This window comes from Rhizobium sp. Leaf306 (assembly GCF_001423425.1).
Taxonomy (GTDB): domain Bacteria; phylum Pseudomonadota; class Alphaproteobacteria; order Rhizobiales; family Rhizobiaceae; genus Neorhizobium; species Neorhizobium soli.
The window spans coordinates 1,468,553-1,490,656 of record NZ_LMNX01000001.1 but is presented as its reverse complement, the minus strand read 5'-3'; the positions used below and the strand labels follow the sequence as shown (position 1 = coordinate 1,490,656).

The window sequence follows — 22,104 nt, the reverse complement described above, 5'->3', positions numbered from 1 at the left end:
TGTGGGCGTTTTAGCTCTTGCAGCTCTAGTGGCTAGAGGTTGTAGACACGAGAGGTGATCTGAGACGAACGGCAGGGAACCAGCACGATGACAACAGTGAACACGGCTCGATACAAGGTCGGCGGTATGGATTGCGCCAGTTGCGCCACCAAGATCGATACGGCTGTCCGCCGCATGCCCGGCGTCGAGGATGTTTCGGTATCGGTTGCCGCGGGCACGATGACGGTCAGCCACAATGACAGCGTCGATCTTAGCGCCGTCGAAAAGCGTGTTTCCGGTCTTGGTTATCCGCTGAGACAGCTTTCGCAGCGGAATCGTTCGGCTGAGCCGGTCATTCCCGTTGCTGATCACGCCGACCATCATGATCACGATCATGGAAGCAGTCATGACCATTCCCATCATGAGCGGGACACAGCCGCCACTGAAGGCCTGCACGGCCATGACCATGGCCCGATGGAGGGCCCGTGGTGGAAATCGGCCAAGGGCCGACTGACCATTTTTGCCGGCCTGGCATTTGCAGTTGCCTATGGGCTCGGCCACCTGTTTCCCGCTTACGAGACCTATATTTTCACCGCCGCGATGCTGATCGGTCTGGTGCCGATCGCGCGGCGCGCCATCATGGCAGCGCTCGCCGGCACGCCGTTCTCGATCGAAATGCTGATGACGATCGCAGCTGTCGGCGCCGTTGTGATCGATGCGTCGGAAGAAGCGGCGGCCGTCGTCTTCCTGTTTCTCGTCGGCGAATTGCTGGAAGGCGTTGCCGCCGGAAAGGCACGCGACAGCATCAGAAGCCTCTCCGCACTGGTGCCGAAGGAAGCACTTCTGGAGGAGGGCGGCCAGACGCGAACCGTACCGGCCGAAAGCCTTGCGATCGGGTCGATCATCCTTGTGCGGCCCGGCGACCGGATATCCGCCGATGGCGTCATCATTGCCGGCCAGAGCGCGGTGGACCAGGCGCCCGTGACGGGCGAAAGCACGCCGGTTGCCAAGGGCGTCGATGATGTCGTGTTTGCCGGCACCATCAACACCGATGGCGCGCTTCGGGTGCGTGTCACCGCCGCTGCGCAAGACAACACGATTGCCCGCGTCGTTCGCCTCGTCGAGGAGGCGCAGGAAAAGAAGGCGCCGACCGAACGTTTCATCGACCGCTTCTCGCGCTACTATACGCCCGGCGTCGTCGCGGTTGCCGCTCTGGTCGCCATCCTGCCGCCGCTCATTGCCGGTGGTAACTGGAACGAGTGGATCTACAAAGGGCTTGCCATTCTGCTGATCGGTTGCCCCTGCGCACTTGTCATCTCGACGCCTGCGGCGATCGCTGCGTCGCTTTCATCCGGTGCCCGCCGTGGCCTCCTGATCAAGGGCGGTGCGGTGCTCGAGACACTCGGAAAGCTGACCGTTGTTGCCCTCGACAAGACCGGCACGCTGACCGAGGGACGGCCGCAGGTCACCGATGTCATTGCTTTCGGCCAAAGTGCCGATGAGGTGCTGCGGATTGCGGCCGCGCTGGAAATCGGCTCCAGCCATCCACTTGCAAAGGCCATCCTCGCGAAAGCTGAAGAAGACGAAGTTGTCATTCCGCAGTCGAGTGATGGCAAGGCGCTCGGCGGAAAAGGTTTGACAGCAGAGGTCGAGGGACAGGACGTCTTCTTCGGCTCTCCCAAGGCTGCCGCCGAGCGGGTGTCGATGTCGATGGCGCACAGCCGCCGGATCGCAGCGCTCAACGACGAGGGCAAAACCGTCTCCGTGCTGATCGTCGGCAGTGTGCTTGCCGGTGCGATCGCCATGCGCGACGAGCCGCGGGCTGATGCCAAGGCTGGGCTTCTGGCTCTGACCGAAGCGGGCGTAAAAACAGTCATGCTGACCGGCGACAATGCGCGCACGGCTGTTGCAATCGGACAGGAGCTCGGCATCGAGGTCCGCGCCGACCTGCTGCCGGAAGACAAGAGCCGGATCGTCGGCGAACTGAAGCGTGACGGCTTCGTCGTCGGCAAGGTCGGGGACGGGATCAACGACGCACCGGCCTTGGCGGCGGCAGATGTCGGCATCGCCATGGGCGGCGGCACGGATGTTGCGCTCGAAACCGCCGACGCCGCTGTGCTGCATGGCCGGGTGGCCGATATCGCAGCAATGATTGCCCTGTCGAAGAAGACGATGCGCAACATCCATCAGAACATCACCATCGCGCTCGGTCTGAAGGCGGTGTTTCTGGTGACGACGGTGATCGGCATAACCGGGCTCTGGCCGGCGATCCTCGCCGACACCGGCGCAACCGTGCTGGTCACGATCAATGCGCTGAGGCTGTTGCGGAAGTAGATGAGAGCCCTACGCCTCCGGGCGCAGGGCTCTCTAAGACTGAAAACTTTTCGTCATGGCATCCGGTGCAGGATGGCGAAGGCTTCATACGGCTTGAGAACGATCGTCTCCGAGAGCGCTTCGATCGGCTGTTCGTTGGAGATGAGGCAACTGCCGGATACGCGCAGCTCTTCCGGCAGATCCAGACTTACCTCGCGGGCTGAAAAACTGCCGATGACGACCAGCAGGTCCCTGTCCAGTTTGCGGGTGTAGACAAAGACGTCGGGATTGTCGTCGAGCCACGACTGGTATTTGCCGTAGACGATGACCGGATGGGATTTCCGCAAGGCAATCAGCTGGCGGTAATGGTTCCAGACCGAACGCTCGTCGCTCATCGCCACGTCCGCATTGATCGACGCATAGTTCGGATTGACGCCGATCCAGGGTTCTACGGTGGAAAAACCGCCATAAGCTGCGCTGTTCCACTGCATCGGCGTGCGGGCGTTGTCGCGGCCGTTCGCGTTGGCGCCCATGATGAAATCCTCAGGCGAACGGCCGGCATCCACATGCAGCTGATACATGTTGAGCGTCTCGATATCGCGGTACTGCTCGATCGCGCTAAACGGCATGTTGGTCATGCCGATTTCCTCGCCCTGATAGATGAACGGCGTGCCTTTCAGCAGATGCAGGACCGTCGCCAGCATCTTGGCGGATTCGACGGGATAGCCCGTAGCGTCACCATATTTCGAAACGGCACGCGGCAGGTCATGATTGCCCCAGAACAGGGAATTCCAGCCATCGTCGGCCAGCGCGTTCTGCCATTTGCTCAGCACCGACTTCAGTTCGACGAGGTCGAAGGTTTTCGGCTGCCATTTGCCGTAGGTTTCATCCCATTGGCGGGTCACGTGTTCGAACTGGAACACCATCGAGAGTTCCTGCCGCTCGCGACCGGAATAGAGAAGTGCCGATGCAGGTGTGGCACTCCACGCCTCGCCGACGGTCAGGACGTTGCGGCCACCGAAGGTCTCGCGGTTCATCGCCTGCAGATATTCGTGCAGGTGCGCACCATCGGTCACCACGCCCTGGTCCACCTGTTTGCCGATATAATCGATGACATCCATCCGGAAACCGGAAATGCCGCGTTCCAGCCACCAGTTCATCATGTCATGAACTTCGGCACGGACCTTCGGGTTTTCCCAGTTCAGATCGGGCTGGCGGCGCGAGAAGAGATGCAGGTAGTATTCGCCGGTCGTCTCGTCGAGCGTCCAGGCGGGGCCGCCGAATGTCGACTGGAGATCGTTGGGCGGTCCGCCGTCAGGACCCGGCTTGCGCCAGACGTAGAAGTCACGAAACGGATTGTCGAGAGAGGCTCGTGAGTTCTGAAACCACGGGTGTTCGTCGGACGTGTGATTGACAACCAGATCGAGCAGGATGCCGATGCCCCGGCGTCGAGCCTCGGCAATCAGCAGATCGAAGTCGGCAAGCGTTCCGAATTCCGGCGCGATATCGCGATAGTCCGAAATGTCGTAACCGTTGTCATCCATCGGCGATTTGAAGATCGGGGAGAGCCATATGACGTCGATGCCGAGAGACGCGATATAATCCAGTTTCGAGATAATGCCCGGAATATCGCCGATGCCGTCACCGTTCAGATCGCAGAAGCTGCGCGGATAGATCTGGTAGACGGTCGAGCTATGCCACCACTGCCGTTCGAGGGGTGGCGCCGCTTCCTGGACAAGTGCTGCCAGCTGATCCTCGAGCTGATCCCGTAACTGGTCCATCCATGTCTCCTTGAGATATATTCGACAACCGAACGCCAACGCCGCATGGAGAGTTCCAAACGAGCGTATTCCGGATTAAATCAAGACCGCCTGATTGATCGTGTCGTGCCCTTCGCGGGCTCATTGCGCTCACCTGACGACCTCGTGACTGAAGTGTTATCGATTTCGCCTCTCTAGACGTCATCCTGTAGGGCTCGGAGCACCTCCGTAAAGATTGCATTCAGTATTTCCCGGTAAGGTCCCGTTAGTAAACGTGCGGCGCTGATCGTCTGCTGCACGGATTCCGTTTTGTATCGAGTACGGGTTCCTTATGCGTCTTACGGCTGTATCACTGCTCGTTCTGGCCCTCGCTGCGACTGGATGTACCTCCAGCAGCGATCTGGAATCCGCTGTGCCCGCTTCATCCGGGTCTGCAAAGACGTCCCGTCTGGCTGCAAGAACGGCTCCGCTGGTTCCCGCCGTCGACGTCGGGACGACGGCCGGCATTCCGTCACCACCGCAGAAGCCATTGGCCTGGGGCGGGCCTGTGCCGCAGTCGCCGGCGTTCCGCAACATCGCGCCGGGTCCTTCGGTCGAAGCGCCAGGCAATCCGATGATCACGACCGTCGGCATGCCGATGCCGGCTCAGCGGCCCGTATCGGCGCTCACTCCGGTTTCCCTGCCCGACATGAGGCCAGGCCTCGGGGTTTCGCCGGGTGGCCGCTCGCGGATCTACAGCCACAGCTTCCGCGATGCCAAACCGATCAATTTCGGCAAGGTCTCGCCACGAAAGATGTCCGTTCACGGCGTCGACGTTTCTCGCTGGCAGGGCGATATCGATTGGGCAAAGCTGCGGACGCAGGGCGCCAACTTTGCCTATATCAAGGCGACCGACGGCGGCGATCATCTGGATCCGATGTTCAAGACCAACTGGCGCAAGGCCAAGGAGGCCGGCGTCAAGCGCGGTGCCTACCACTTCTTCTACTGGTGCCGCGTTGCGAGCGACCAGGCCGAATGGTTCATCCGCAATGTTCCGAAAGATCCCGACGCGCTGCCGCCTGTGATCGACGTCGAATATAACGGCGAGTCGAGCTGCAAGATGCGTCTGTCGCGCGCCAAGGTGCTCGAAAAGATGCAGGTCTTCATGGACATGCTGGAGCGTCATTACGGCAAGCGGCCGGTGATCTACACGGCGCCGGATTTCTACAAGGACAACCTGCGCGGCGAGTTCCTTAACTACCCATTCTGGCTGCGCGCGGTCGCTCAGCATCCGTCGGTGGTCTATCCCGATCGCAGATGGGTGTTCTGGCAGTATTCCGGATCCGGCCTCTCGCAGGGCGTCGAGGGTAAGATCGATCTCAACGTCTTTCGCGGCGGCGAGGGCGATTGGCATGACTGGGTCGCCCGCAACTGACGGGATCGACTTCAGACGATAATCGGCGAGCGCCGCGCGTCAGCGTCTGATGCGGGGCGTTTCGACATCCGGGATATGCGGGTTCCGCTGACACCATCGCCACTTCGGCTTAGCGCGTCTCTACCTCCGCAGCTGCTGCACTCTCCTGAGCGATATCGATCTTGGCCACGACGGACATGCCGGGCACAAGACGGTCCGTCAGGGGCTGATCGGTATCGATGGCAATGCGCACCGGAATACGCTGAGCGACCTTGGTGAAGTTGCCGGTCGCGTTGTCGGATTTGATCACGGAGAATTCCGAGCCTGTCGCCGGGGCGAAACGCTCGATCGTTCCCGTGAACGCCTGATGACCCAGAGCATCGACCGTGAATGTCACGCGCTGGCCGACGGTCATGTTCTCCAGCTGGGTTTCCTTGAAGTTTGCGACCACCCAAACGTGATTGGGCACGAGCGAAGCGACCTGTGTGCCAACGGAAACATATTGACCGATACGGCCGGTCACCTCTCCAAGGGTTCCGTCCTGCGGTGCGATGATCCTGGTGTTTTGCAGGTCGATCCGCGTGAGTTCGACCGCGGCCTTGGCGCTTCCGACGCTCGCTTCCAGCGAACGACGACTGACGACGATCGTGTTGAGGTCCTGTTCAGCCACCAGTTCGGTCGCCTGTGCCTGGTGGAGGCTCGCCTGCGCCTGGTCATAGGCGGCGCGGTTCTTCTCCGACTCGCTTTGGGTGGTGACGTTGTTTTTGAGCAAAGTCTCGGTGCGCTCATAGGTCAGCTTGGCCGCGTTCAGTGCTGCCTGCGCACTTTCGATGCCGGCCTTTGCCGAGACGATATTGGCCTCCGCCGATTTGCGGCTTTGCTCGGAATTGTCGAGCGAAGCTTCAGCGGTGGCGAGTTGCGCCTCTGCCTGTTCGAGCTTCTGGGCATAGATGCGGTCATCGATCTTGACGATTAGATCGCCCTTCTTGACCTTCTGGTAGTCCTGCACCGGCACGTCGACGATGACGCCCGCCAGTTGCGGACTGAGCAACGTCACCTGTCCGCGGACATAGGCATCGTTCGTGGTCTCGACCGTGCCGTGGAAGGGGGGCAGGTTCCAGGCGTAAAGCACGATAAACACGCCGACGATCCCGACGATGAGCGCGACGTATGTGGAAATGGATCTGAAGGCAGCGTTCATAGCTCTGTTCTTTTTCTAAAGTGTATCGAATTGACGGTCAGGCCTGCGTGGAGGCAGAAGCATGCGGTATGAGCCGATCGCGGTGGGTCCACGCGAGATGGCATACAAGCATCACGATCGCGCCGATTGCGATCAGGAAAGTCACGTAGAAGGCGTCGTTGTAGGCGAGCACATAGGCTTGTTGCTGAACGGCCTTGGCGAAGGTCGTGGTGCCCTGGATCGTGCGCTGGGTCAGATCGGATGTCGACCGCGCGTAGGCGCCGACATACTGCTGGATTCTCGCCGTCACCATCGGATCGGTGGGCAGAAGTCGGGATGTCAGGATCGACGAGTGATATTGCTCGCGCCAGGTGACAAAGGTGCCGAACAAGCCGCTGCCGAGGAACGCGCCGACCTTCTGGGTAAACAGGAAGACGGCGATAAAGCTGATGACGTAGGTCAGGCCCTTCTTCAGCGCGGCGGCAAAACCCACCGCCATGGCCGGCGGTAGAAACAGACCGCTTCCGAAAGCGATCATGGCCTGGCTGACATACATCTGTTCCGGCCGGGTCAGGACCGTGGATTGGCTGTCCATGTAGCATCCCGCCGCAATCAGGATCAACGCGACGAGGTGGATGAAGCCTTCACGGCCGGGCTTCATCACAAGCGCGCAGACGAGGCCTGAAATCACGCTGGCAATCAGGATCGCCCAGTAGAGCCCAGCCATCTGTTCGTTGAACAGCCCGAGCTGTTTGAAGAAGTTGATCGCGCCTGTGGATTGCTCGGTCAAAAGCATGCGGAAGACCAGGAGAACGCCAGCAAAATGGATGATCTCGCGCGAGGTGATCCAGCGCACGTCGATCAGGTTTGTCTTGCGGTTGAGTTCGATGATCGTCATCAGAACGCCGGTGACGATCGCGACGACAAGCAGCCAGCCGAGCCAGTCCGCTTCCAGCCACCAATAGAGGCGGCCCATGGTGAAGACGACGGCAAGGCATCCCATGCTGGTGGCCAAAAGTGCATAACTGACAAAGTCGAGCGGCGCGATCACCTTGGCTCTTGGAGGCGAGGTGAGTGGCAGCAGGAACACAAGGCCGAACACGATCAGTGCGAGGCCCAGTTCCAGAAGGTAGAGGCCCTGAAGGTCGCGCTCGTCGAGCAGCGATGGCGACACGAGACCGGCAATCGGCGTTGCCAGAAGCAGACCGATCAGCGCCAGACAGATACCGATATTCAGCTTCTTCTCCGGCGGAAAGATCTCCAGCATGTAGAGAATTGCGATGGAGGAGACAGGCGCGGCCGCGGCTCCCGCAAAAAACCGGAGGGCAATGGCAACGCTGAGATCGTTCACCCACAGATGTGCCAGGCTGATGATCACGTAAGGGATAATGGCGATTTCGCAGAAGTTGCGGATACCGTATTGCGTGCGGACCTTGAACAGAAACAGACCAAGGCTGGCGTTGGGAAACAGATAGGCGGCCACCAGCCAGGACGCTTCGGTCTGGGTCGCTTCCATCGGGCCAGCGATCTGCTGGAGGTTGGCCGAAATCAGACTTGTGCCCAGGCCCTGCATGACCGCCGCGGCAATTGACGCGAATGCATAGAGGAGCGCAATTGGAAGCGGTTTCGGAACGAAAGCCGGGGGGGCTACAGGCGGCGCAACGGCAGGGGCCGCATCCTGCACAGCTGAGGCGGCCGATCGCCCCGCATCGGGGCTCGCATCTGAATTTTCGACGTCGTCTTTCACGACTGTTGTGTCACGTGATGACATTGAAGCTCTCCAGATCGGCAAGATTGGTGCCGATCGCGTCCAGGAGGTCGTTGGCACGGCGGATATCGTCGTGGTCGAGGCCTGCAAAAATCTGTTTCCGGATCTGGTCCGCGAGGGAGCGCACGAAGTCTGCCTGCTCCTTGCCGTGGGACGTCAGCGAGATCAGTTTCGCGCGTCGGTCGCCGGGATCGGGCCTGCGCTCGATCAGGCCGTTCTGTTCCATGCGGTCAAGCAGCCGGACCAGTGTCGCCTGCTCGAGCTCAAGCTCAAAAGCAAGCTCGGTCTGTGTCATGCTCTGCTTTTTAGTCAGCCGAAACAGCGCACGGGCGCGCGGATAGGTCAGTCCTTGGGCGGTGACCTGCTGATTGAACGCCGTGCGGATTTTCCGGCTTACCTTGGTAAGCGATTCCAGAAAATCAGAGCTTGCGAGATCCTGATCCATAAAAGGTTAGTGTGCTAAGTTTATGATGACCATTAGTTAGCATGCGTACTATTCCGGTTCAAGGTCGAGACCGCCATGTCTGCCGGCTTTAGCAACGCCATTATCGCATTGCGGACCCCGTTCTGCTGCATGGGTCCGGAGTGTCCGCTCCCATACTGACGTGCCTATTCCATAGAAAATGCCGCGCTCTTGGGAAGCGCGGCAGGACTTATCGCTGTATCGCAGAAAACCTGCGGCCAGCACTTGGTGTTAGCGGCAAACCTTCGTTTCTTTGATGATCACGGCACCGTGACGCATCGTCTTGACCTTCTTCACGACGCAACCGCGGCGCTGATGATGACGGTCACGTTCGCGCATCATGCGCGGCGGCGGGGGTCCACGACGGTCGTCGGTAACGATCGTAACGCTCTGAGCCTGTGCAAAAGGTACAAATGATACAGTCGATGTAATAGCAATAGCGGCTGCGATAATAAAATTCTTCACGTTTCCTGCCCTCCTTGATGGCGGACAGTAACGCGAATGTCATCGACTGGTTCCACGCCTTTATATCTTAGCGAAGAAGGCTTTGCCCGCCGTCGACGAAGATCGGCGTCCCCGTGATGTGGCGTGAGCGATCGGACGCGAGAAACAGCACGACGTCAGCAACATCATCACTTTCGCCTGCCTTTCCTCCGGTTATCGGAATTTCACCTGCCGGGAAAACGACAGGGACAGCCGTTTCGTCCTTGCCGCGAAGGCTTGTATTGTCGTCGATGCTTGTCCCGATCGATCCCGGGCAGATCGCATTCACGCGGATCCTGTGCTTGCCAAGTTCGAGTGCCAGTTGCTGCACCATCGCAACCTGGGCAGCCTTGGTGGCCGAATAGGCGGTAGCGCCCGGCGTTGTGAACGTGCGGTTGCCGTTGATCGAGGAGATTACGACGACCGACCCGCCCTGTTTCTTGAGATGCGGCACGGTGACGTGAAAGGATAGGTAGGTGCCGCGCAGGTTGACGCGGATCGTGGTGTCCCACTCGTCCGGCTTCATGTCGTCGATCGGGGCCCAGACACCATTGATACCGGCGTTGATCACAACGATGTCCAGTTGGCCATAGGCTTCGACCAGATGATCAACCGCTGCTCTCATGGCGGCTTCGTCCGCAACGTCGGCATCCAGCACGAGGGCGTCGCCGCCTCCGGCCGTGATTTCGTCAGCCGTCTCTTCCAGTTCGCTGCGCGTATGGCCGAGAAGCCCGATTCTGGCTCCCGATTGGGCCAGCTTGAGCGCTGCCGCCTTGCCAATTCCAGATCCGGCGCCAGTGACCAGGGCGACCTGCGTTTTCAATTCCATGAGCACATTCCTTGCTGCGACGCGAAAATCGGCGAAGGGCAAACGGCAAACGTAAATCGTGGTTCCCAATCCGGACGTCAAAAGTGACCGCATGGAGAGACCCCGGTCGCCGGCGTCTCTTAACAGGAGCTCCAGGATCAAGGGCAGCGTCCCGCATTCGAGCCCGTCACAGTTCTCGTTCAGGCTCCGCCGGATCCTGCTTTGGAGGAGGGGAACTCCAAACGCGTTTGCGACGTTGGGTAGCAATCTCAGATGGAGCCAACCCATGCGCTTTCGCCGCCCGATCATCGCCTGCATCGCCAGCCTTCTCAGCTTGCCCGTATCGGCACAGGAGTCTTCCTTTCTTCCCACGCTCAAGGGCAGCTGGACCGGCGTTGGCACCGTCGTGACGCGCATCGGCGCAAAGCCGATCAACGTGACGTGCAAATTCGATATGTCGGGTGGGCGCACGGCGTTTTCGATGGACGGCACCTGCCGCGGCCTGCTGGTCGTCCAGCGCAAAATATCCGCCACACTTCAGGAAAGCGGCAATGGCTACCGCGGCACCTATACCGGCCCTTCCGGTCAGCCTTCGACCCTTTCGGGAAGACAATCCGGCAACCGGATCAATCTGTCCGTCCGTTGGGCACGTGTCATCAACGGCGATCGGACTGCCAATATGACAATCGAATCGCGCGGTGCTGGCAGCCTGCGTCTACAGACGGTCGACAAGGATCCGAGCACGGGCAAGACGGTCGTAACCAGCAGCATCAACTTAACCCGGTAGGCGCTCGAAAGCGCCTCGCCACGCACCTCGACCGCAGAGCGGGAAAATGAACTTTTCGCTGCACTGCACGTTATCTTGCGCCATTGATCATTCGGAGAGATAATTTTGGACATCATCCGCATCCTTTTTGCCTTCCTCCTGCCGCCGCTCGGCGTGTTCCTGCAGGTCGGCCTCGGCCTCCACTTCTGGCTGAACATCCTCCTCACCCTGTGCGGCTTTCTTCCGGGTATCGTGCACGCGCTGTGGGTCATCCTGAAGAAATAACAGGATCGCGGCGCTTGACTCGCCGTCGCGTCTCACTCGGACTTTCGCGATACTGCGCCCTGTAGCTGCGCGATAGGGCGGAAGCCGAGTTGAAACCGGTCTCGGCGGCGATGTCGGCGATTGCTGCTGAGGTCTCGATGACCTTTCGTCGGGCTGCGTTCAGACGCAGGGCAATATAATGAGTGTGTGGTCCCACACCCATCGTTGTCTGGAACATGTCTTGAAGATGCCGCGCGCTTACACCGACGCGCTTTGCGAGCCTGGTGAGAACCAAGGGAGCATCGACAGTCTCCTCCATCAATCGCACCGCCGCCTGAACTCTGGCGTCGCGTCCATGTCTGACGGGAGTGACGGCTGAACCATGCTCGCGGTCTAGGCGGTGACCGTATTCATAGAGAAACAGCCTGGACACTTCGAGCGCCAGCGTATGGCCATGGGCCCTGCGGATCAGTTCCAGCATCAGGTCGAGCGTCGGAACCGGTCCGCCTGTCGTAATGCGCTTGCTGTCGATCACGAAGCGGTCTCGAACAAGCTCGACCTCCGGATAAACCAGCGAAAAGGCCTCCAGATCCTCCCAGTGGATGGTTGCACGCGACCCGTTCAGCAGGCCAGCCTCGGCCAGCACGAAGGTTCCGGTCTCAATACCCGCGATCAGGCTTCGATGTCTCGCTGTGCGAGCAAGCTGCGCCTTCAGGTCGTTCGTGACGCTTTTCTTCCAGTCATAACTCGACAAGACGAACAGCGGGTCCGTTTCCCTTGCCGGTCGAAACGCGCCAGCCACCGCGATCGGTATTCCGCATGTCGTGTCGACCGGCGTTCCATCAGGAGAATGCAGTGTCCAGCGATAGAGGTCGCCCCCGGCAATGCGATTTGCAGCCCGCAACGGTTCGATCACAGACGCCAGAAGGATGAGGTTGGTCTCTGGCAGAAGAAGGATATCGAAGTGCTGACTGGGGGCCTTTTGGCTCATTCACCGTAATCCGTGCTGATTGCCGATAGTGTATGAAATGGCTCCGATAATGCAAAGCATTCCATCCGCCTCTCGGTCGTAATACGCTCAATCAGAAGGAGCATATGATGCCGCTTGAGATGAACCGCGAGGTTTTCATAACCTGCGCCGTGACGGGTGCCGGAGATACGACATCACGATCGTCACACGTGCCCATCACGCCGAAGCAGATCGCCGATTCTGCGATCGACGCGGCGAAGGCGGGAGCCGCCGTGGTTCACTGCCATGTGCGCAACCCGGAAACCGGTGCTGCGGCCCGCAATATCGAACTCTACAGGGAAGTGACCGATCGCATCCGCTCGGCCGATGTCGATGTGGTCCTGAACCTCACCGCCGGCATGGGCGGCGATCTCGTGTTCGGCAATGTCGAAGCGCCGTTCCCGGTCAATCCTGATGGAACCGACATGGCCGGCGCGACCGAGCGTGTGGCGCATGTGGCGGAGTGCCTGCCGGAGATCTGCACGCTCGACTGCGGCACCATGAATTTCTCGCTCGGCGATTACGTCATGACCAACACGCCGTCGATGCTGCGCGAAATGGCAAGGCAGATGACGGCGCTTGGCGTCCGTCCCGAGATCGAGGCTTTCGATACCGGCCATCTGTGGTTTGCCAAGCAACTCGTCGAGGAAGGCCTGATCGAGGATCCGGTGCTGATCCAGCTCTGCATGGGAATTCCATGGGGCGCGCCCGACGACCTGAACACGTTCATGGCCATGGTCAACAACGTTCCGAAAACCTGGACGTTCTCGGCCTTCTCGATCGGCCGCAACGCGCTTGCCTATCCGGCGGCAGCGGTGCTGGCCGGCGGCAATGTGCGGGTCGGTCTTGAAGACAATCTCTATGCCGGCAAGGGGCAACTCGCGACCAATGCGCAGCTCGTCGAAAAAGCGGTCGGTGTGATCGAGGGCATGGGCGCAAAGATCATCGGCCCGGCCGAGGTGCGCGAAAAACTCAAGCTGCAGAAAAGGTGACCGGCATGAGCAAGATCAAGAAGGCAGCCTGTATCGGCGGCGGTGTCATCGGTGGCGCCTGGGCCGCGCGTTTCCTGCTTGGCGGCATCGACGTTTCCATCTTCGATCCGCACCCCGATGCCGAGCGCATCGTCACGGAGGTGGTGGCCAATGCGGAGCGCGCCTATGGCATGCTGACCATGGCGCCGCTGCCACCTCGGGGAAAACTCACGTTCTGCGCGACGCTGGAGGAGGCGGTCGCAGGCGCCGACTGGATCCAGGAAAGCGTCCCGGAACGGCTGGACCTGAAGCGTGGCGTGCTGACGAAAATCGATGCGGCTGCCGATCCGAAGGCGCTGATCGGATCGTCCACTTCAGGACTGATGCCGACGCAACTGCAGCGCGACATGCGGCATCCCGAGCGTATGTTCGTCGCGCATCCCTACAACCCTGTCTACCTCCTGCCGCTGGCCGAACTGGTCGGCGGCGAACGCACAAGCCCGGAGACCCTGCTTCTCGCCCGCGAGCGGCTGGCGCCGATTGGCATGAAGGGCGTGATCCTCAAGAAGGAGATCGAAGCCTTTGTCGGCGACCGTCTGCTGGAAGCCTTCTGGCGTGAGGCGCTGTGGCTGATCCATGACGATATCTGCGATACCGAGACACTCGACGATGTGATCCGCTATTCCTTCGGCATGCGCTGGGCGCAGATGGGACTGTTCGAAACCTACCGCATTGCGGGTGGCGAAGCGGGCATGCGGCATTTTCTGGCGCAGTTCGGCCCCTGCCTCGCCTGGCCCTGGACCAAGCTGACCGACGTGGTCGATCTCGATGACGCCCTGGTCGACAAGATCGCAGCCCAATCGGATGCCCAGTCCGGCGCCTATGGCATCCGCGATCTGGAACGCATCCGGGACGAAAACTTGGTAGGCATCATGCAGGCGCTGAAAGCTGGCGACGGCGGCAAGGGCTGGGGCGCCGGAAAGATCCTCTCCGAGTTCGAGACGCATCTCTGGTCTGAAGGCGGCGGAAACGGCAACGGCGCAAGCCTGTCCGTCGACACCTCGGCCCCGCTGCGGCTGGTCGATACCAAGGTCAACGCCGCCTGGGTCGATTACAATGGCCACATGACGGAGCACCGATACCTCCAGGTGTTCGGCGACACGTCCGATGCCCTGCTGCGCCTGATCGGCGTCGACTTCGCGTATGTCGAGGCGGGCCACAGCTATTACACGGTCGAGACGCATATCCGGCATCTGGGCGAGGCCAAGCTCGGCCAGGCGATCTACGCCACACTGCAGATCCTGTCCGTCGACGAAAAGCGCGTCCGATTTTTCTCGACCATTCACGACTCGAAGACTGACGGCATCATCGCGACGGCAGAGCAGCTGATGCTGCATGTGGATGCAAGCGCCGGCAAATCCGTGGTCGCTCCTCCGGAAGTGATGGCAAAGCTTGCGCCGATTGCGCAGGCGCATGCCAAGCTAACGTTCCCGGACGGGGCAGGCCGCTCGGTCGGGCAGAAAAATTAGCTTAGCGGAAGCGTTAGGCGGCCGGAACAATAACCGCATCTCCTCTGTTTCTGACAACAAGGAGAGATGCGCCATGACCTACGAGTTAAGGGCCGTCCGAGGCGATCAGATCATTCGGGAAAGTTTCGCAACGGCGCAGGATGCCGTCTCTTCGATCGATGCGTTGCGTGGACAGGGGGTGCGGGTGGAAGTAGCCATCGACAGCACCGCAGTCCAGCCTGATACACTGACGGATTCGGAACGGCTGATCATCCTGAAAGAAGGCCGGAGGTCCGCGGCAAGCGGCAACACGCTGGACACCTGCCCTTACCCGGATGATCTTGACCGTCGCGCACTTTGGCTGGAAGGATATCACGATCCGCGCTGATTGATTTTTCTGCCGGACGATCACACGTATCCCAACAGGGCAAAAATCATGCATATTCGTCCGTTTAGCGCCGGGGACACCGATGAACTTGCGGGACTGCTCGAGGAAATGCAGGGCTATTACGGCGTGTTCTGCCCTCCGCGGGAAGCAATCGTCGCGGGGATTCTCAACCGGCCGCTCAATACCGAGATCATCGTCGCCGGAACCAGCCGCGTGATCGGCTTTGCCGCCTTCGCTTCGATCTTTCCCGGTCCCGGCCTGGTGCCGGGCCTGTTCCTCAAAGAGCTTTTCGTGTCAGCTTCCGAGCGGGGCCAAGAGGTTGGTATCAAACTGATGCAGCGGCTTGCAGCGATTGCCGTCGAACGGAAGTTTGGCCGCGTCGATTGGACGGCGGCGCGCACGAACCAGCGGCTTTTGAAGTTCTACGACGACCTCGGCGGCGAGCGGAAGGAAACCCACATCTTCTACCGTCTCGAGGGTGCGAAATTGAACGCGCTGGCAGAGCGGAGCTAGCTTAGGCAGCCCTGTCCTATCCCGGAAGCACGGACAGCCAGCGCCCCCGCTATGACATTCCTGCCACAGTTTGACCTCGCGTTTCCGTTCCGGGCAACTCTTGCTTTGAGCAAAAGAGTTCAACCGTTGACTTGCAAAAGCCCTCCCGATAATTCCTGATCAAAATAATCATGATTTTCCTTGCCGCTTGGTCTGAAGCGGCGGGGCGTCGTGGCAGGAATTTTAGTACGAGGGGAATTTCGCGTGGCGTTTCGGTCAAGACCTTTTCAAATCAATCGTTTTTCACGGATTTCGATGGGGCGCCGGGTAAGCGCCCAACGGATAGCGCTTCTTTCCAGTGTGGCAATCCTGCTGCCGCTGCAGGCTCTTGCACAGACAGCTGATGCCACCGGCACAACGCTCGCCCCGATTGTGCTGGAAAGCGGTGGCAATGGAGTGGGTCCCGATGCGACGATCGTTGCCAAGGCTTCCCGTTCCAGCAGCAAGACCGATACCCCTCTGCTCGATGCACCCGCTTCGGTTTCCGTCGTGACGGAAGAAGAACTGGAAAAGCGCGGCGTCACGACGCTCGACGAGGCTCTGGCCTATACGCCGGGTGTTTCGACTGACATCTACGGCTCCGACAATCGCTACGATCACTATCTGATCCGCGGGTTCTACTCGACCGGCAACGCGACCTATCGCGACGGTCTGCCGATGTATACGGGTGGCGATTTTACGACCAACCGTATCGAACCCTATGCGATGCAGCGCATCGAAGTGCTGAAGGGTTCCAACTCGTCTCTGTTCGGACTGTCGGGACCGGGTGGTATCGTCAATGCGGTGACCAAGCTTCCGCAGGACGAGAAATTCGGCGAAGTCTACACGACACTCGGCGACGGTCATGTCGAGACTGGAACCGATTTCGGCGGCCCGCTGGATGCAGACGGTATCTGGAGCTATCGTTTGACCGGCAAGTGGCAGAATGCCGACGCAGGGATCGACGAGACCGAAGACGATCGCATCTACGTCGCGCCGGCGCTGACCTGGTCTCCGACCGCGGATACGTCCTTCACGTTTCTGATGGACTACAACAAGCGTGACGGCAGCACGTCTCACGGCATTCCGCTCGGCTCCGGCATCGATTCCGAGACCTATCTCGGCGAGCAAGATTTCGACAACATGGACGTAATCGAGAAGAATATCGGTTACCAGTTCCGCCACGATTTCGGCAATGGTTTCGAGTTCCGCCAGAACGCCAGGTACACCAAACTCGATGTCACATACGAGAGTGTCTACAATTCGGCTGATCCAGCCACGAGCCGGAACGCTCTTGCAGTCTACGGCGAATCCACGCGCTTCCATATCGACAACCAGTTGCAGTACGAGGCGAGCTTTGGTGCCTTCGACAGCCGGACGCTGCTCGGCTTCGACTACGGCCGCGACAGCAACGAGGAAATGCGGTTTGACGGTACTGCACTCGGCATCGGCGATATCCGCAATCCGGTATACTGCGGTCGAAGCTGCGTGTCATTCGGTGCCGGCGTTGCGTCCGAATCCGATCTCACGACCAAGGGTCTCTATATCCAGGAAGAGCTGACCTACGACGATCGGCTGATCTTCACTGTTGGCGGTCGTTATGATCACGCCGAGACAGAAAACACCTCCTACGGGACCTACTCCGACGCGATCGACGAGAATTTTTCGAAGCGCGCCGGTGTGACGTACAAGGCAACAAGCGAAGTATCCGTCTACGCCAACTACTCGGAATCCTTCCTGCCGGTTGCGGCCAATCGCAGCTACTTCATCGGCACCCCTAAACCGCAGGAAGGCAGGCAGTACGAAATCGGCATCAAGTATGAGCCGACCGGCATCGATGCGCTCTTCACGGCGGCACTGTTCGACCTGACGCAGACCAACGTCGCACAATGGGCACCGGACTATTCGGCTCAGTACCAGGTCGGAAAGATCAACGTTCGCGGTCTCGAACTGGAAGCCAAGGTAGCGCTGTCCAATCGGATCAACTTTACCGCCGGATATTCCTACCTGGATGCCAAGATCGAGGAGGATGTCGACCCCACCCTCGTCGGCAACCGGCCGTATCTCGTTCCCAAGCATATGGCGTCGGCATGGTTCGACTACACGCTTCCCGGAAACGGCGCGCGCGGCGATCTGACGCTCGGCGTTGGCGGACGCCTGGTCGGCAGTTCCTATGCCGATAACGCCAACACGGATCCCGTTCCGTCGAGGGTCCTGTTCGACGCAGCCGTGAAATATCAGATCCGCGACAACGTCGCTCTCTCGGCGAACGTCACGAACCTGCTCGATAAGGAATATATCAGCCAGATCGACGGCTTCAGCAACACCGCCTATTACGGCGATCGCCGTACGGTTCTCGCAACGCTGAAATACACTTGGTAACCGGGCTTCGCCTCAATGGGGCACTCGAACTGTGAAACCTGAGTATACCAAGACATGACTGTGGAAAGGACCGTTTACAGATGCCTATCTGCCAGACAGCGATCGGCTTCGGTATCGTTGCACCCACGAGACGACAGGTTCTGACGGCTATCGCGTCGGGGTTTGCCGCTGCGGCGACCGGAGGCCTTCCTGGTGTCGCGATGGCGCAAGACGAACTTCGCTTTGTCCATGCCTTCGGTGAAACGGTACTGCCGCAGCCGGCCAGGCGTGTGGTCTCGCTCGGGTATTCCACCCATGATCCTCTCCTGGCGCTGGGTGTCGTCCCTGTCGCCACGCGCCAGTGGTTCGGAGGCTATCCCTACAACGTCTGGCCTTGGGCCCAGGCGCTGATGGGAGATGCCCAGCCGCAGGTCATCTCGGGTGAAGTGTCAATGGAGATCGTCGCTTCGCTCCAACCGGACCTGATTATCGGCATCGGATCAGGTATCTCGCAGGCCGAATACGATATCCTATCCCAGATTGCGCCTGTCCTGATGCAGGAAAAGGGCGATCTCGCCTATGGCACCACCTGGGACGCCCAGACCCGCGTCATCGGTCGCGCGGTCGGCAACACTGGCAAGGCTGAGGAACTCATCGAAGGCGTCAAGTCGAGGTTTGCGGACATCAGGACACGGCATCCGCAATGGGCGGAACAGACCGCTGTCTGCGCCTACAATTTCGGCGGAGAAACCGGTGCCTTCATCGGCACCGATACCCGCGCGACGTTCCTGAAGGAATTGGGTTTCAGGCCGCCGCCAGCACTCGCCAACCTCGAAACAAACGAGGGTTTTTACGCCCGGCTTTCCCCGGAGGATCTTTCCAGTCTCGACGCGGACCTGCTGATCTGGGTCTCCACGTCCGATGCCGTGCCGGACATCGTCTCAATGCCGATGCGCAAGACGCTGAAGGCTCATGTCGAGGGTCGTGAGGTTCTGGCCGGAGCGCTTCTGGCCGGAGCGTTGACCTTCGGCAGCGTTCTTTCCCTGCCGTTCGCGCTCGAGCGGCTCGAAGCGGAGATCGGGTTGGCTCTGGACGGGAAAGTCGAGACACAGGTTCCGTCAAGCGTTGCCGCCGGGCTTGCCCCGTGAAATCAGCCGCCGTCCTTGGCCTGATTTTCCTCTTCGCCGTGGTGCTGACACTTGGCGTCGGGGTGCGCGATGTCACGCCTATCGATGTGTTCCAGGCAATCTTTGCATATGATGAGAGCAATCCGGTCCATATCGTCATCGGTTCCGTCCGAATGCCGCGCCTTGTCGCGGCGCTGATCGCCGGTGCGGGCCTCGGTATCGCCGGCACGATCATGCAGGCGCTCACTCGTAATCCGCTGGCGGATCCCGGCATCATGGGCGTCAACTCCGGTGCCGCCTTCGCAGTGGTGATTGCGGCTTTGCTGACAGGGCGGTCCGATAGTGGCTTGATGTCTGCCATGGCCTTTCCGGGCGCAGCACTCGCCGCCGCCGCCGTGTTCATGCTGGGCGGTGGACTACGCGGCGATGCAGGCCCCGTCCGGCTGGCGCTCGCGGGCACAGCGCTCAATGCGATGCTTCTGTCTCTGGTCTCGGCCATCGTCCTTGCCCGCAACGAGACGCTCGAAATTCTCCGTTTCTGGATCACAGGATCGCTGGCACAGGCTGGCGCGCGTCCGCTCGCCGGCATGGGGAGCGCCGCTGCCATCGGTATCGGGGTGGCTCTCCTGATTGCGCCGCGCATCGAGGCACTTTCACTCGGGTCTTCGCTTGCCCGCGGGCTGGGCACGAAACCGGCGCGCGTGCAGGCCGGAGCTCTCGTGGCGATCACGCTGACGACGGGTGCTGCGGTCGCGGTCGCGGGCCCCATCGCTTTCGTCGGCCTTCTGGTTCCGCCCCTGGCGCGGCGCGTCGCCGGACACGCCCTGCGGTTCGAGCTGATGGCGGCCGCTGTCATCGGCGCGTCGATCCTGCTCTATGCGGATACGCTCGGGCGTATCCTTCTCGCGCCATCGGAAATTCGCGTCGGCATCATGACAGCGCTGATCGGGGCTCCGGCTTTCGTCATCATCGCACGGCGGCTTCGTCCCGGAGCGACATCGTGACGGCGCGAGGCAATGGTCGGGCGAGGGGTGGCGGCAGGGCTGGCGTCGTCCTGCTGGTTGGCCTGCTGCTTTCCTCCATTCTCGCATCGCTCATGCTCGGCCAGATCTTTTTGACACCGCAGGATCTGTGGACCGGTCTATGGACGGGGACCGGGCCAGGAGCGCTGACGCTGCGTGTCCTGCGAGGCCCGGGAATTGCGACGGCAGTCGGTGTCGGGGCCGTTCTCGGCGCGTCCGGCACGATCTTCCAGATCCTGCTGCGCAATCCGCTGGCGGCGCCGGATGTGATGGGTTTCATGCAAGGTGCTGGCCTTGCGGTGATCTGCGGCGTCGCCTTCGGCCTTTCCCTGCCGCTGCCATTTCTGGCCGCCGCCGGCGGATTGATTGCGGCTGTCATTGTTGCGGGACTTTCTTACCGGCGGCACGGTACGCAGGCGGCGCTGACGCTTATTCTCGTCGGCCTCGGAATGGGTTTTTTCTGTTCTGCTGCAAGCAGCTTCCTGATGACCCGCCTGCCGCTCCAGGAGGCTGCGGATGCGCAGCGCTGGCTTGCAGGCTCTCTGGCCGCCCGCAACTGGGGACATGCGCTTCAGGTTTCCGCCACCGGCGGCGTTCTGTTTGCTTTGCTGGCCTTTCAGGTGCGCTCGCTCGGCCTGCTCGAACTGGGCGATGAGCTTGCAACGGGTCTCGGCGCGCGTGTGCGCCGGTCGAAATATCTGCTGATCGCCACGGGTGTGCTGCTGGCCGGCGCCGGTGTCGCCGTGGCGGGGCCGGTGCCGTTCGTGGCGCTGATGGCCGGGCCGCTCGGCTCGCGGATGACTAAGGCCAGCAGTCCGGGATCGCGGCTTGCAGCAGCCGCCGTCACAGGTGCCACAATTACTGTACTCGCGGATCTCGTCGCGCGCTCGCTTGTGCCGGGTCTGCAGCTACCGGTCGGCGTGATGACAGGGATCATGGGAGCGCCCTATCTACTGTGGCTGCTCTCGCGTGAAATGGAGACTGGAGACCTGTGACAGGCAAGGCGCTGAAAACCGAACTCCTGACCCTTGGCTATCGCGATCGGATCGTGATCCAGGATCTGTCGCTCACACTGCCGGACGGCAAGATCACGACCATTCTCGGGCCGAACGGATGCGGAAAATCGACGCTTCTAAAAGCGTTGGCACGGCTTATCCCGCCGCTGCACGGCACTGTGACGCTGGGGGGGGATGATATTGCGAAGATCGACACGAGAGCTCTCGCACGAAGGCTCGCCATCCTGCCGCAGGCATCCAAGGCCCCGGAAGGCATCAGTGTGTCTGATCTGGTGCGGCGAGGCCGCACACCCTGGCGCGGACTGCTCGCGCCCTGGAGCGAGACCGATGCGATCGCCTGCGAACGGGCGTTGTCACAGGTCGGCCTTGCCGATCTCGCCGACAGGCCGCTCGACGAACTGTCCGGCGGCCAGAGGCAGCGGGCCTGGATCGCGCTCGTGCTCGCACAGGATACGCCCTACCTTTTGCTCGATGAGCCGACGACATGGCTTGACCTCAGCCACCAGATGGACGTGCTTTCCGTGCTGCGCGAGCGCAATCGCAACCACGGAACGACGGTTGTGGCCGTACTGCACGATCTCAATCTAGCCGTCCGGTTTTCCGATCATCTCGTGTTGCTCGGCAGTAACGGACTGGTGGATGTGGGAAGCCCCGAGCAGGTCATGACGGAAGCCAATCTCGACGCGGCTTTCGGTTTGAAATCAATGATCATTGCCGATCCGGTGACGGGAAAACCGATGGTCGTCCCGCGGTAAACTGGTCGATGCCGGCGGCATGCCGACAAGTCTCGCGCCAGAAACGTGATATATATTCATATCACGGGGAAGATCTCATTCATAAAAACTAACAGTGATTGTTTTCACTTAAGAATTTGGACTGTTTATTGCCGCGAAGCAAATCCGTGCCGGATTCACGAATCTATACTGTTGCGCTAGATTGTGCTCAGCAAATGATTCGCCGTCACGATGCATTTATCTAGTGAGGCCACATTGGA

Annotated in this window: 20 protein-coding genes; 13 read left to right on the top strand and 7 right to left on the bottom strand. The window is 60.4% G+C overall.

What is annotated here, in order from left to right; translation table 11 throughout:
* Window positions 1-87 precede the first annotated feature (87 nt).
* Window positions 88-2,313, top strand: coding sequence for a heavy metal translocating P-type ATPase (locus ASG19_RS07065; RefSeq protein WP_062454466.1), 2,226 nt, complete (start codon window positions 88-90; stop codon window positions 2,311-2,313).
* 53 nt (window positions 2,314-2,366) lie between these two features.
* Here ASG19_RS07065 and ASG19_RS07060 read toward each other — a convergent pair whose 3' ends face one another.
* Window positions 2,367-4,073 (bottom strand): alpha-glucosidase, encoded by a 1,707-nt coding sequence (locus ASG19_RS07060; protein WP_082476209.1) that lies wholly within the window; start codon window positions 4,071-4,073, stop codon window positions 2,367-2,369.
* 310 nt (window positions 4,074-4,383) lie between these two features.
* Here ASG19_RS07060 and ASG19_RS07055 point away from each other — a divergent pair, with 310 nt between their 5' ends.
* Window positions 4,384-5,466 (top strand): GH25 family lysozyme, encoded by a 1,083-nt coding sequence (locus ASG19_RS07055; protein WP_062454464.1) that lies wholly within the window; start codon window positions 4,384-4,386, stop codon window positions 5,464-5,466.
* Window positions 5,467-5,575: 109 nt separating this feature from the next.
* Here the strand turns inward: ASG19_RS07055 and ASG19_RS07050 are convergent, their stop codons facing one another.
* From ASG19_RS07050 to ASG19_RS07035, 5 genes are all read right to left on the bottom strand, one after another.
* Window positions 5,576-6,646, bottom strand: coding sequence for an HlyD family secretion protein (locus ASG19_RS07050; RefSeq protein WP_062454462.1), 1,071 nt, complete (start codon window positions 6,644-6,646; stop codon window positions 5,576-5,578).
* A 37-nt stretch (window positions 6,647-6,683) separates the two neighbouring features.
* A complete protein-coding gene (locus ASG19_RS07045) occupies window positions 6,684-8,396 on the bottom strand; it encodes an MFS transporter (RefSeq protein WP_062454460.1) in 1,713 nt (570 codons plus the stop codon).
* A complete protein-coding gene (locus ASG19_RS07040; protein ID WP_062454458.1) occupies window positions 8,383-8,838 on the bottom strand; it encodes a MarR family transcriptional regulator in 456 nt (151 codons plus the stop codon). Before ASG19_RS07040 ends, ASG19_RS07045 begins: the two co-directional genes overlap by 14 nt.
* A gap of 249 nt (window positions 8,839-9,087) precedes the next feature.
* Complete coding sequence (locus ASG19_RS23805) at window positions 9,088-9,321, bottom strand: hypothetical protein (protein ID WP_113110177.1); 234 nt, start codon at window positions 9,319-9,321, stop codon at window positions 9,088-9,090.
* A gap of 67 nt (window positions 9,322-9,388) precedes the next feature.
* A complete protein-coding gene (locus ASG19_RS07035; RefSeq protein ID WP_062454456.1) occupies window positions 9,389-10,168 on the bottom strand; it encodes an SDR family NAD(P)-dependent oxidoreductase in 780 nt (259 codons plus the stop codon).
* 265 nt (window positions 10,169-10,433) lie between these two features.
* Between ASG19_RS07035 and ASG19_RS07030 the strand changes: the two genes are divergently transcribed.
* On the top strand, window positions 10,434-10,934 hold the full coding sequence (locus ASG19_RS07030) for a hypothetical protein (protein ID WP_062454454.1): 501 nt from the start codon (window positions 10,434-10,436) through the stop codon (window positions 10,932-10,934).
* A gap of 105 nt (window positions 10,935-11,039) precedes the next feature.
* Window positions 11,040-11,198 (top strand): YqaE/Pmp3 family membrane protein, encoded by a 159-nt coding sequence (locus ASG19_RS23420; RefSeq protein ID WP_082471680.1) that lies wholly within the window; start codon window positions 11,040-11,042, stop codon window positions 11,196-11,198.
* Here the strand turns inward: ASG19_RS23420 and ASG19_RS07025 are convergent.
* Window positions 11,182-12,168 (bottom strand): GlxA family transcriptional regulator, encoded by a 987-nt coding sequence (locus ASG19_RS07025; RefSeq protein WP_062454452.1) that lies wholly within the window; start codon window positions 12,166-12,168, stop codon window positions 11,182-11,184. The two genes, ASG19_RS23420 and ASG19_RS07025, sit on opposite strands and share 17 nt — an antisense overlap.
* 107 nt (window positions 12,169-12,275) lie before the next feature.
* Between ASG19_RS07025 and ASG19_RS07020 the strand changes: the two genes are divergently transcribed.
* The 9 genes from ASG19_RS07020 to ASG19_RS06980 all read left to right on the top strand — a co-directional run bounded on the left by ASG19_RS07020 (window position 12,276) and on the right by ASG19_RS06980 (window position 21,865).
* Window positions 12,276-13,178, top strand: coding sequence for a 3-keto-5-aminohexanoate cleavage protein (locus ASG19_RS07020; protein ID WP_062454994.1), 903 nt, complete (start codon window positions 12,276-12,278; stop codon window positions 13,176-13,178).
* A gap of 5 nt (window positions 13,179-13,183) precedes the next feature.
* Entirely contained in the window at window positions 13,184-14,686 is a 1,503-nt protein-coding gene (locus ASG19_RS07015; RefSeq protein WP_062454996.1) for a carnitine 3-dehydrogenase, read from the top strand.
* 73 nt (window positions 14,687-14,759) lie between these two features.
* A complete protein-coding gene (locus ASG19_RS07010; RefSeq protein WP_062454451.1) occupies window positions 14,760-15,053 on the top strand; it encodes an Rmf/CrpP family protein in 294 nt (97 codons plus the stop codon).
* A 48-nt stretch (window positions 15,054-15,101) separates the two neighbouring features.
* The gene (locus tag ASG19_RS07005) at window positions 15,102-15,566 is read left to right on the top strand and encodes a GNAT family N-acetyltransferase (RefSeq protein WP_062454992.1); all 465 of its coding nucleotides are present in this window, start codon (window positions 15,102-15,104) and stop codon (window positions 15,564-15,566) included.
* A 294-nt stretch (window positions 15,567-15,860) separates the two neighbouring features.
* On the top strand, window positions 15,861-17,966 hold the full coding sequence (locus ASG19_RS07000) for a TonB-dependent siderophore receptor (protein WP_082476208.1): 2,106 nt from the start codon (window positions 15,861-15,863) through the stop codon (window positions 17,964-17,966).
* A gap of 80 nt (window positions 17,967-18,046) precedes the next feature.
* A complete protein-coding gene (locus ASG19_RS06995; protein ID WP_082476207.1) occupies window positions 18,047-19,093 on the top strand; it encodes an iron-siderophore ABC transporter substrate-binding protein in 1,047 nt (348 codons plus the stop codon).
* Window positions 19,090-20,076 (top strand): iron ABC transporter permease, encoded by a 987-nt coding sequence (locus ASG19_RS06990; protein WP_062454449.1) that lies wholly within the window; start codon window positions 19,090-19,092, stop codon window positions 20,074-20,076. The genes ASG19_RS06995 and ASG19_RS06990 overlap by 4 nt, the downstream gene beginning before the upstream one ends.
* Window positions 20,073-21,089: an iron ABC transporter permease gene (locus ASG19_RS06985; RefSeq protein ID WP_062454447.1), complete on the top strand. Its 1,017-nt coding sequence runs from the start codon at window positions 20,073-20,075 to the stop codon at window positions 21,087-21,089. Before ASG19_RS06990 ends, ASG19_RS06985 begins: the two co-directional genes overlap by 4 nt.
* Window positions 21,086-21,865, top strand: coding sequence for an ABC transporter ATP-binding protein (locus ASG19_RS06980; RefSeq protein WP_062454446.1), 780 nt, complete (start codon window positions 21,086-21,088; stop codon window positions 21,863-21,865). Before ASG19_RS06985 ends, ASG19_RS06980 begins: the two co-directional genes overlap by 4 nt.
* Window positions 21,866-22,104: the final 239 nt, after the last annotated feature.